We start from the raw sequence: 11,445 nt of genomic DNA, 5'->3' as shown, positions 1-11,445 counted from the left end.
GGGAGGGTTTTCCGACAAACTACGCCCTGACCCTGGACTGAACCACGGAGTGGTTAATGCCTTCTCGCAATGGACTGTTCTTCACCCTCGCGCGTGCGGGGGTGGACCCCGAGACCCTGCCCGCCGTTACCCGCTTCACCCTCGACGAGGCGCTGTCCCGGCCCTTCACCCTGAGCCTGGATCTGGTCCACCCCAGCCCCGATCTCGACCCCGACGACTGGATCGACCAGGACCTGGCGCTGGCCATCCACCAGGACGGCCAGGTCACCCGCCGCGTCCACGGCATCGTCACCGACTTCGAGCGCGGGCGCACCGGCGCCCGCCGCACCGCCTATCGCTTCGTCGTCCGCCCCGCGCTCTGGCGCCTTGCCCTGCGGCGCAACGCCCGCATCTTCCAGCAGGCCGACCCGCTCGACGTCATCCACACCCTGCTCGCCGAGCACGGCATCGACGACGACCCCGAGGGCGGCCACCGCCCGGTCTTCTCCGACACCCACCGCGGCCTGCTCCACCTCGGCGAGCGGCCCTGCCGCCCGCGCGCCGGTGGGCGCGCCGACGAGCGCCACATCCACCGCCTGCAGGAGACCGCGCGCCTGCGCCCGCACCGCGCCACTCTGGAGGACCGCTACTTCCGCAACCCGCGGCGCCGGCTCCTGCACGAGGAAGCACTCGACACCCCGATCGAGGCCTACGAACACTACGACTTCCCCGGTCGCTTCCAGCGCGATCCCGAGGCCACCGCGCGCACCCGCGTGCGCCTGCAGCAGCTGCGCGCCGACGCCCACACCGCCGAGATCGAGAGCGACCTGCCGGAGCTGCACCCCGGCACCCGCTTCACCCTCGACGGCCACGACAGCGGCGAACGCCGGCGCGACTGGCAGGTGGTCGGCGCCCTCCACGAGGGCCACCAGCCCCAGGCCCTGGAAGAAGACGCCGTGCTGCTCGGCGACACCGACCCGGCGGCGCGCGACGGCGTCGCCCGCCTCCACAACCACGTCACCCTCGTCCCCGCCGACCGCGACTGGCGCCCGCCGTACCACCCCGACCAGAAACCCCGCGTCGACGGCCCGCAGATCGCCCGCGTCGTCGGCCCCGAGGGCGAGGAGATCCACTGCGACGAACACGCCCGAGTAAAGCTGCGCTTCCCCTGGGACCGCTACGCCGAGGACAACGAACACGCCAGCGCCTGGATCCGCGTCGCCCAGGCCTGGGCCGGCCCCGGCTACGGCAGCGTCCTGCTCCCGCGCATCGGCCACGCCGTGATCGTCGACTTCCTCGAGGGCGACCCCGACCGCCCCGTGGTCACCGGCGCCGTCCACGACGGCGACAACCCCCCGCCGTACCCGCTGCCCGAACACAAGACCCGCTCCGTGCTGCGCACCCGCAGCCACCAGGCCGAGGGTTACAACGAACTGCGCTTCGACGACGCCCGCGACGCCGAACAGATCCACCTCCACGCCCAGCGCGACCTCGATCTGATCACCCGCAACGACCGCCGCGAGACCATCGAACGCCACAGCCATCTTGGCGTCCACGGCGACCGCCTCGCCGAGGTCCGCGGCAATGAACACCTCACCGTCCAGGGCGAACGCCGCGAACACACCGCCGCCGACCAGCACCTCACCGTCGACGGCACCCTGCACCAGCGCTTCGGCACCGCCCAGCTCGTCGAGGCCGGACGGGAGATCCACCACGCCGCCGGCACGAAGATCGTCCTCGACGCCGGCGCCGAGATCACCCTCCAGGCCGGTGGCAGCTTCATCAAGGTCGACCCCTCCGGCGTCACCCTCAGCGGCCCGAACGTCCGCCTCAACTCCGGCGGCAGCCCCGGCTCCGGCAGCCCACCGCAGGTGCAGATGCCCGAACATCCCCGCAGCGCGGACGCGAGCCCCCGCAGCCGTTCGAGCACCTCCGGACCCGCGCCCGGGGCAGGGGCCGACGCCATTCGGGAGGCCTCGATGGCCGAAGGCACCGCAGAGCGTGAGCGGGAATTGCTGGTGGATATCACCAGCGGCAGTGAAGACGGCCAGCAGGTCCGCCTGCGCCAGGGTCGGGCAGACGCGGCTGCTACACAGGCACGCACGCAAGCACGGCCCTCCGATGAGCACCAGGGCGCGGGCAGTGGACCAGATAGCACAGCTGCCGCAAAGGAGAGACCCTCAAGTGAAAAAGAAGAGGGCACTGCCGGAGCTGCAGTGGATCAGTGGAGGTTTGCCCGTGAACTGGCTGCACAAGGGCAGACCGAACGGGTGGTGTCAAACCGGAGGCTAAAAGTAGAGCTCATCAGCCACACCATCGGCCTTGATGGTGCGCATGTGGCCGTATGGGTCAATCCGCTGGACGACAGTGGAGAAGTAAAGCCGGTCGCGCGAGCACTTCCGCCCGTGGGCCGCCCCAGGGCGGAGCCCGACTTCAATGTAGGCGGGCATGTCGGTCTCGGACAATCCGTGACTCGAGTCATCGATGCCGGTTACGACTCCGAGGGAGGACACCTCTGGACTCTTGAGCTACCCAGGCAACAATCACCCCACAACAATTCGCATGGCGTTGCCGTCCGGATTTATACCCTTGTCGATTGAAATGAGCCAAAAGGTCATGAAGATTTCTGCGAACATGCTGTTTTTGGCTCTCGCCCTTTTGCTGGCGGGTTGCCCGAACACCTCTGACCGCGAGGCCTCGTATGCAGGAGAAGACCGTGGCGGCTGTATCGTGCGCTTCGACTTGACGGGTGATCTGGACACGCCCGATGCCGTAAGGCAAGTGAATGACATGATCTCGCGCACCATCGGCAGGCAGGGCCTCGCCACGCAGTATCGCATTGCCTCCGTATCGTACAACTCGCCACGTCCGGAATATGCCGTCCGTTATGTAAAGGACTGCGGCAAACGCCATGAACATACGGCAGCTCTACTGGAGCACCTTGTCCGTGAGATCGACGCGATCGAGAACTACCACATATATGAACGCGACTACGTCGACGAACATGATCTTGTCATGACGCAAGGGACGCCCTGGGGGCCACCTCCGGAACAGAGCAAATGAGCCCACCCACCGGGTTTTGAACAACGTGCCTGCCCGGAAGGCCTCGTTCCGGCCGGCTGAGAACCATTCCCGCTTTTCAGCGCGGAGCGACTTTCGAACGAGGAGCACAAGGAATGAGTGAAGGCGATCTCAAGGAACTGAACGAGGAGGCCGTGGAACTGGGCGTGCGCCGCCGCGCCGAGTACTCGGACGAGGAAGACGGCACCCTGGCGCTGGTGATCCCGAAACGCGAGGGGGGCGGCGAGATCGAGATCGCGCTGCTCGAGCATGCCCGCGCGGTCGAGGAGCGCGAGGACGGGGAACTGCAGGACAACACCCTGGTGGCCATCCGTCCGCTGGCACAACTGGTGCGGGGGCTGCCCGCCCACCTCGGGGGTGGCAGCGAGGACGCATCGGTGACATTCGGGATGCTGCGGCCAGGCTATCTGTATGTCTTTTTCCGCGATCGGCTGTGGCGCGAACTCGAGGTCGGTCCCGACGGCCGCCTCAGCGAAGTGGACCTGGCCGCCTGCCGCGAGCAGACCGACACCGGCGAACTGCCCGATGAACGCCCCGCCGAGGGGGAGTGGCTGGAACACATCCTCGCTCCCGCGATGCTGCAGGGGGAGGCCACCCTGCACAAGGTGCGTCTCGCCTACAGCGAGATCGCCTGGAGCGGCTCCTACATCCGCTGGTTGGAGGCGGACCCCGCGCGGATCAAGTCCCGCAGCGCCGCCATCAACGCGGCCGCGGCGGTGCTTGCTGACGGGGAGCGCCAGTTGTCCCTGACGCGGGGTTTCCCCGCCGGCCGCCTCGCCGACGTCCTTGCCCTGCGCCGGCGCGATCTCGGCATGGAGCTGATGCTGGAGGCCCCCGAAGCCTTCACGCCCGACTTTAATGCCCCGGCCGAGGACGAACTGTGCGCCCGTCTTCGGCACCGCTGGGCGCAGGCCGGCGAGGACGACCGGGCCGCTTCGCTGGATCTGCAGTGCGAGGATGGCGAAGACCTGCTCGACGGCCGGCGGGACAACGACGGCGTCATCGCCGTGCCGATACCGGACCCGCTGTTCGCGCTGCGTCACGCCCTGGCGCAGATCCATCTCGCCCAGCACTACCTCGACGCCCTCGATGCGGAACTGGCGGAGCAACCGCTGGGGCACTCGGCCCGGCTGATCCGCCAGGCCCTTTATGCCGCACCAGAGGACGGGGGCACCAACCCCCTCGCCGACTATCGGGACGCCCTCGACACCGAGCGGCTGGACGCGGTTCTCCAGCAACCCGAGCGCGACGCCACGGTGGCCCTGCTGAACCGGCAGCTCCACACCCTCCAGTGGCTGGCGAGCGAAGGGCAGATCACCGCCGTGCTGCGCGACTTCACCAGCCATCACGACCTCGGCCTGTGCGAAGGGTATGCCCTGTGCGCCGACCTTCTCGGTGTGCTGCAGCAACTCCCGGGCGTCCTGCACGATCACCCGGATAGCGCTCCGGCAACACGCGCGCGCAACCTTCTGCAAACCCTGCTCACGAGCGCCGACCTGCAATCGCTGTGGAATCCGTCTGCCCCCGAGCAGGCCGATGCCACCGCGCCCGGTACGGACGACGGCGATGGCGCCCCGTCGGACGCCCTCCTGCGCCGGCTGGCCGGGGACGACAGCGAGATCGACGAAGCCCGAGCCGAGGCGCTGGGTCTCGAGACGCTCGGGCTGATGGCCCGCAATCTGGCCGAACAGGAGCAGGAGCAGACAGAAGCCGTTCTCCACCTGACCAACGCCGGCAGGGTCGGGGGGCTCCTGCGTGCGGTGGTAAGCCAGTGGAGCCAGGCCGTGCTGCGCGCCGTGGAACGGGTGTCCGACGACGTGGAGGTGATCCGGCTGCAGCGCCTGTTCACCGCGGTCGAGAGCCACGCCAACCTGATCGACGGCGACCTGGGCGGCGAACTGCGCATCATGCGCCGAGGCGAAGTCGACCTGGACCGCTACACCATCCTGGGCGTACATGGCGACGGCCTCCACTGGGGTCTCACCGACCGCGACCGCGCCAGCGAGACCCTGCAGACCCGGCGGGACTACCTCTTTGCCGACCAGGTCGATGCCGACAGCAACCTCACCGGCTCCACCAGCCCGAAACGCATGAGCGCGGAGGTGGACGACGCGATCCGGCGCGTGGCGGGGCACACCCTGGTGTTCGTGCTGCCCGCGGGCCACCCCGAGGCAGCCCGGGCCGCCCAGCTCCGCCTGGCCAAGGTGGCCGGGCAGGCCCGGGTGGTGGTGGATGGGCCGGCCATCTCGCGGATGCTGGTGGGCTTTGCGATTTATAACCTCGCCCGGGAGTATGCGGCTGTTCAACAGGCCGAACGGGCAAACCGGAGTCTGTTCCAGGAAGCAAAAGCTTTCGGAGCCTTCATTGACCTGACAGCGGCCTCCATGAAACTGCATACCGCCCTTTACCCGGAACCGGTATCGCGGACGGGGCGTTTTGTGCAACGGCCCTGGTTCGACATGAAGAACTGGCCGCTGATCGGCGCCCGATTGCAGAAGGTCGGCGCCAGCACCCTGGTTCGCACCGTCGGCCTGTTCAACTTCGGTGCAGGCGTTGCCGCCGTCGGCATCAGCGCCTGGGAACTGCGCATCAGCCTGCAGCAGGGCGATCGCGGGGCCGCCGCCGCACTGTTCGTGACCGCCCCGCTGCTGACGGGCCTGTTGCTGATCCCGGGCTGGGGCTGGGCCCTGCTGGGCCTGGGGCTGGCCATCGGCGGTACCAGCTACGCCGCCATGAACCAGGACACCGACTTCGAGCAGCTGCTCCGCCAGGGCCCGCTCGGCACCCATCCCCAGGCGGAGCCGGAATCCACGGACGACACCCGCTACTACCCGCAGTTGCTCACCGCGCTCAGCCCCGTCGAGACCGAGGTGCAACGCTACGGCCGGCTCGGGGCGGACGAGCAGCAGGCCCTGCTGGCCAGCATCGGCGAGACGGCCGGGCCCGGCAACCGCGATTACGTCGTCACCGTCCGCACGCCCCTGATCAGCCGCTTCCGGATCGGCCCGGGCGAATCGTTGACCCTGGCCGTGCAGGAACTCACGCAGACCACGGCCACGACCCCCACCCGGTTCGGGGATCAATACGCCTCGACCTACATTACCGAGGCACCGGACCCCTTCGTGATCGGCCGGCGCCAACTGCTTCCGCAGGAGAGCGCCGTGCGCTTTCTGGTTCGGCGCCGGGCTGCCGAGGAACGGGTCGAGATGGGCGGCGTCTCCGTCTCGTCCAGCGCCCGCCTGCGGATCGCGCTGCAGGCTCGCATCGCGTGGGAGCGGGGCGAGATGGTCCTGCCCACCCCGGCGCTGACGCAGTACGAGCCCTACCGGGACGGCGAGCATGGCGAGCCACCGGGTCGAGCACAGCGCACGGTCAACAATCCCTTTACTGCGCTCGTCAAACAATTGGCCGGGCGCTCACAGGACCCGCTGTACTGGCACATCCAGGAGTTCGACGTATGAGCTGCCCCGATCCCTCCGGTGACTACGCCCCCGGGGCCTACCGTTCGGATGCCATCCCGCCGCTGCCGGCGCCGCCGAGGGCGCGGGACCGCTTCGGCGAGACCCTGCTGCCGTTCGGCGACTACGCCCACATCGACCCGCACCAGCAGGTACTGGAAGACGCCGAGTTCGTACAGCACCAGGAGCAGCAGGATCCGGAGTTCTACCGGTCGGACGACTGGTGGTGGGACCACGAGCGGATCCGCTTCCTGAAAAGCCAGCTGGGGCTTTCCGTGCTGATACTCGCGGTTCCGGTGGTTTATTTTTTCGCCCTGCTGGCCATTCCGCTTTTCATTACAGATCAGATACGCGACCCTCTGTTTGAGTACAACGAGTCACTAGCACCCACGGTAATCTTCTTTATTCTGGGGGCCGGCGTTCTGGGCGCTGGCATTATCGGTGCCTACACCACCCAACCCCTGATGATCGGCCTGATCCACCTCGGCGCCTTCCTGCTCAAGCCGTTCCACGGGGTCATCGCCGCCCGCAGCCAGCGCTACCTGGACAACCGCAGCAGCGAGTTCAACCTCCGCACCGGCCAGGTCCGCTTTGCCCGGGGCCGGCGCAAGCCACCGCTGGAGGCGCCGTTCGTGGAGTTCGATGCCTATCTCGAGCGGGTGGTGCAGCGGGGCGGGATCTTCTACCGGCTGATGTTCGTGCACCGCTACAGCGGCGAGCAGTTCAACCGGACCTCGCTGAGCGGGGTGGTCGATCACGATCACGAGGTGCGCGCCCTGTGGGACATGATCCAGCGCTACATGGACATCACCCAGCCCATGCCGGACGTGCCCCGCCTGGAGCCGTTCCGCGCCCGCGACCCGGTGACCGCCGAGCACGACCGCCAGACCGGCCGCGACCCGCGCTTCTGGCGCGACCTCGACCTGGAGGCCTGGAAGTCCGGCGAGGGCGCCGAACGCCGGAGGGCCCAGGCCCGCTTCCCCTGGCGCAGCCAGCGCTGCCGGCTCACCCGGCAGATCGGCCGCATCGGCATGGACGCCTACCGCCAACAGCAGACCCGGCTCCAGCCGGACCCGGCGGGCTGATGAACCCCTTCGTGATCGGCCGGCGCCAGCTGCTGCCGCGGGAGAGCGCCGTGCGCTCACAGGACCCGCTGTACTGGCACATCCAGGAGTTCGACGTATGAGCCGCCCCGACCCCTCCGGTGACTACGCCCCCGGGGCCTACCGTTCGGATGCCATCCCGCCGCTGCCGGCGCCACCGAGGGCGCGGGACCGCTTCGGCGAGACCCTGCTGCCGTTCGGCGACTACGCCCATATCGACCCCCACCAGCGGGTGCTGGAAGACGCCGAGTTCGTGCAGCACCAGGAACAGCAGGATCCGGAGTTCCACCAGTCGGACGACTGGTGGTGGGATCACGAGCGGATCCGCTTCCTCAAGAGTCAGCTGGGACTCTCTGTGCTGATACTCGCGGTTCCGGTGGTTTATTTTTTCTCCCTTTTGGCTATTCCACTTTTCATTACAGAGCAGATACGAGATCCGCTGTTTCAGTACAACGAGGCGCTCGCGCCACCGGTAATTGCTCTGATTTTGTTAAGCGGGCTTTCTATCGCAACCATACTAACTGTCTACACCACCCAACCCCTGATGATCGGCCTGATCCACCTCGGCGCCTTCCTGCTCAAGCCGTTCCACGGGGTCATCGCCGCCCGCAGCCAGCGTTACCTGGACAACCGCAGCAGCGAGTTCAACCGCCGCACCGGGCGGGTGCGCTTTGCCCGGGGCCGGCGCAAGCCACCGCTGGAGGCGCCGTTCGTGGAGTTCGATGCCTATCTCGAGCGGGTGGTGCAGCGGGGCGGGATCTTCTACCGGCTGATGTTCGTGCACCGCTACAGCGGCGAGCAGTTCAACCGGACCTCGCTGAGCGGGGTGGTCGATCACGATCACGAGGTGCGCGCCCTGTGGGACATGATCCAGCGCTACATGGACATCACCCAGCCCATGCCGGACGTGCCCCGCCTGGAGCCGTTCCGCGCCCGCGACCCGGTGACCGCCGAGCATGATCGTCAGACCGGCCGCGACCCGCGCTTCTGGCGCGATCTCGATCTGGAGGCCTGGAAGTCCGGCGAGGGCGCGGAGCGCCGAAGGGCCCAGGCCCGCTTCCCCTGGCGAAATCAACGCTGCCAACTCACCCCGCAGATCGGGCGCATCGGCATGGACGCCTACCGCCAGCAGCAGGCCCGACTCCACCCGGACCCGGCGGCATGAGCCGGGGTCGCTGTCATGACGCCTCTGGCGTGAAGCTTGGCCCGACGCAGTCCAGCGGCGGGCTAGCCGCCGACAACGACTGTCGCCTGCTGTGGCTGCCGCCTGAACGTTTTCTTGCTTGTCGGCGTTGGCGTTGGACGGGTGTGCTTGCTTTTCATAATCATCATTGTGGCCCGCGGCTGGAGGATCGCGGGGACGGTCGCTAGACTGCGCCTTTTCCACGCAAGCAGGAGTGTGCGCATGTCCGGTCAGCCCACGGCGCTGAAATCCGTCACCTTCCACGGCCTGGAGCCCGGGCCGCGCCTGATCGTGCTGGGTGCGGTGCATGGCAACGAGCTGTGCGGCACCGAGGCGACCGAGCGGCTGCAGGCGGAACTGGAATCCGGCGAACGCGAGCTGCTGCGCGGCACGCTCACGCTGGTGCCGCGCACCAACCCGCTGGCGGTGCAGCGCAACCAGCGCATGGGCGAGCGCAATCTCAATCGCAACCTGCGGGTGACCGAGGATCCGCAGGATTTCGAGGATCGTATCGCCAACCGGCTGTGTCCGCTGCTGGCGGCGCACGACGTGCTGCTGGACCTCCACTCGTTCCACACCGGCGGGCAGCCGTTCATCATGCTCGGCCCGCGTGACAACGATGGCGATCTGGAGCCGTTTGCGCAGGCGGCCGAGGAACAGGCGCTGGCGGCCTGCCTGGGACCGCGGCGCATGGTGGAGGGCTGGCTGGACACCTATGCGCGCGGGGTGGAGAAGCGCATGAAGAACCCCAACGCGAGCCACCGGACGCAGATCCTGTCCACCGATCCGAGCTACGGCATCGGCACCACCGAGTACATGCGCAGCCAGGGCGGCTACGGGGTGACCCTGGAATGCGGCCAGCACGACGACCCGCAGGCGCCGGAGGTGGCGTACAACGCCATCATCAACGCGCTGGCCCAGCTGGCGATGCTGCCGCAGCACGCCACGCCCGGGCAGGCCGACCCCGAGGTGCTGCGCCTGGTGGAGGTCATCGACCGCGACCACCCGGATGATGCCTTCGCCCGCGAGTGGAAGAGTTTCGATCCGTTGACCCGGGGTGATCTGATCGGCGTGCGCGCCGACGGGACCGAGGTGCGCGCGCCGGAGGACGGTTTCATCGTGTTCCCCAACCCCAACAGCCTGCCGGGGAACGAGTGGTTCTACCGCGCGGAGTTCAGCGACCGCGAGGTGCCGCCCGGTCCGCAGTAGGCCCCGGGGCCTGATTGGGGGCGTTGGCGGCTCAGTCGTCGTCCGCGGGCAGTCGGGCGGCGCGCCGCAGGGCGCGGTCCACGGCGTTGAGCGCCTCGAGCTCCTCGCGGCCGCCGCGGTCGCCGCTTTCGGCACGGATCAGCTCCAGGCGGGGCGGGGTGGTGTCCGGGGGCGTCGTCAGGGCTTCCAGGCCGCCATCGCGCTCCACCCGGTTGATCTGCTGCCAGCCGCGTTCGGTCTGCAGCACTCCCTTGAGGCGGTCCGCGTCCTGTTCCTGGATCAGGGCCTCCAGCGCCGCGTGATCGAACACGGTGGACGTCGGGAAGCGCCATGAACGGCCGACGAACCCGTCGCCGCGATTGTCGATCACGACCCAGTCGCCGGGGTCGGAATCGGCGCCGTGTTCATGTTCGTGGTGGTGCTCATGGTCATGGTCGTGGTCATGGCCATGATCGTGGCCGGTGTCCGCGGTCGCAGCCAGGAACGCCCGGGCCTCCGGGAACAGGGCGCCACCGTGCTCCAGGCGCGGGGCGTCCAGCAGCGCCGCATCGATGTGCCCCTTACGGGTCTCGATCACCTGCGGGCGCGGAGCTGGCAGGCTGGCCACGAACGCATGCAGGGCCTCGCGGTCGGCCTCGCTCCAGGCATCGGCCTTGTTCGCGATCAGCACGTCGGCCACCGCGATCTGGTCGTTCCAGTTGGGGTGCTCGCGGTGGCGCGGCGAGGCGAGGTGGCGTGCGTCCATCACCGTGACGGTCGCGCGCAGATCCAGCGCGGTGTCGTAGGGCGGGGCGGTCAGGGTGCGGATGATCTCGGCCGGATGCCCGAGGCCGGTGGGCTCGATCAGGATGCGGTCGGGCTGCTGCTGGCGGATCAGACGGTTGAGGCCCACGGTGAACATCTGCGCGGAGACGCAGCACAGGCAGCCGCCGGGGATCTCCTCGGTGCGCACGCCGGTGTCGGCCAGCAGGCCGCCGTCCACGCCGATCTCGCCGAACTCGTTGACCAGTACCGCCCAGCGCTCGTCCTGCGGGCGCTGGGCCAGCAGGGCGCGGATGGTGGTGGTCTTGCCGACCCCGAGGAAGCCGGTGACAAGGTTGACCGGGATGTCCCGGTGGGCGGGTTCTGTGCGGCTCATGGCGGTCTCCGTGGTGCGACGGTGAAACATGATAACAGTGGTGGTTCGCGGATCCCGCGGTGACCGGACCCGGCGCGATCGTTTGATTCGTACCCGCACCCGCACCGGTTCGCGAACCCGTTTACGCACCCGCCCCCGTTCATGTTCGCGCGACGCCATTCGCGTCCCCGTCATCGCGATTCGCATGGCCCTCCTTTTCCCCGTCATCGCGAGTCGCGCAGTGACGTGGCGATCTCCATCCGAAGCCGCCTGTGCCAGGGTGCAGGCATCTTTGGCCGATTGCCGCGTCGCCTT

7 protein-coding genes are annotated in these 11,445 nt (G+C 68.4%); 6 read left to right on the top strand and 1 reads right to left on the bottom strand.

What is annotated here, in order from left to right; all coding sequences use genetic code 11:
- Positions 1-56 precede the first annotated feature (56 nt).
- The 6 genes from F573_RS14225 (at position 57) to F573_RS0108335 (ending at position 10,013) form a co-directional block, all read left to right on the top strand.
- Positions 57-2,579 (top strand): type VI secretion system Vgr family protein, encoded by a 2,523-nt coding sequence (locus tag F573_RS14225; RefSeq protein ID WP_019022193.1) that lies wholly within the window; start codon positions 57-59, stop codon positions 2,577-2,579.
- Positions 2,569-3,042: a hypothetical protein gene (locus F573_RS0108360; protein WP_231384400.1), complete on the top strand. Its 474-nt coding sequence runs from the start codon at positions 2,569-2,571 to the stop codon at positions 3,040-3,042. The genes F573_RS14225 and F573_RS0108360 overlap by 11 nt, the downstream gene beginning before the upstream one ends.
- A gap of 113 nt (positions 3,043-3,155) precedes the next feature.
- Positions 3,156-6,521 carry a toxin VasX gene (locus F573_RS0108355; RefSeq protein ID WP_019022191.1) on the top strand — a complete coding sequence of 1,122 codons (3,366 nt, stop codon included), beginning with the start codon at positions 3,156-3,158 and terminating at the stop codon, positions 6,519-6,521.
- Entirely contained in the window at positions 6,518-7,603 is a 1,086-nt protein-coding gene (locus F573_RS0108350) for a hypothetical protein (RefSeq protein WP_019022190.1), read from the top strand. Before F573_RS0108355 ends, F573_RS0108350 begins: the two co-directional genes overlap by 4 nt.
- 97 nt (positions 7,604-7,700) lie before the next feature.
- The gene (locus F573_RS0108340; protein WP_019022188.1) at positions 7,701-8,786 is read left to right on the top strand and encodes a hypothetical protein; all 1,086 of its coding nucleotides are present in this window, start codon (positions 7,701-7,703) and stop codon (positions 8,784-8,786) included.
- Positions 8,787-9,026: 240 nt separating this feature from the next.
- Positions 9,027-10,013, top strand: coding sequence for a succinylglutamate desuccinylase/aspartoacylase family protein (locus F573_RS0108335; RefSeq protein WP_019022187.1), 987 nt, complete (start codon positions 9,027-9,029; stop codon positions 10,011-10,013).
- Positions 10,014-10,044: 31 nt separating this feature from the next.
- Here F573_RS0108335 and F573_RS0108330 read toward each other — a convergent pair whose 3' ends face one another.
- A complete protein-coding gene (locus F573_RS0108330; protein WP_019022186.1) occupies positions 10,045-11,151 on the bottom strand; it encodes a GTP-binding protein in 1,107 nt (368 codons plus the stop codon).
- Positions 11,152-11,445: the final 294 nt, after the last annotated feature.

It is taken from the genome of Thioalkalivibrio sp. ALE23 (genome assembly GCF_000378545.1).
In the GTDB taxonomy this organism is placed as follows: Bacteria; Pseudomonadota; Gammaproteobacteria; order Ectothiorhodospirales; family Ectothiorhodospiraceae; genus Thioalkalivibrio.
Note: the sequence above shows the minus strand (reverse complement) of the source record. Positions and strands in the feature narration are given on the sequence as shown.

Excerpts from the sequence above, each read along its gene's own strand:
- F573_RS0108335 (WP_019022187.1), top strand. The coding sequence starts at position 9,027 with ATGTCCGGTCAGCCCACGGCGCTGAAATCCGTCACCTTCCACGGCCTG.
- F573_RS14225 (WP_019022193.1), top strand. The coding sequence starts at position 57 with ATGCCTTCTCGCAATGGACTGTTCTTCACCCTCGCGCGTGCGGGGGTG.
- F573_RS0108350 (WP_019022190.1), top strand. The coding sequence starts at position 6,518 with ATGAGCTGCCCCGATCCCTCCGGTGACTACGCCCCCGGGGCCTACCGT.
- F573_RS0108355 (WP_019022191.1), top strand. The coding sequence starts at position 3,156 with ATGAGTGAAGGCGATCTCAAGGAACTGAACGAGGAGGCCGTGGAACTG.
- F573_RS0108340 (WP_019022188.1), top strand. The coding sequence starts at position 7,701 with ATGAGCCGCCCCGACCCCTCCGGTGACTACGCCCCCGGGGCCTACCGT.
- F573_RS0108330 (WP_019022186.1), bottom strand. The coding sequence starts at position 11,151 with ATGAGCCGCACAGAACCCGCCCACCGGGACATCCCGGTCAACCTTGTC.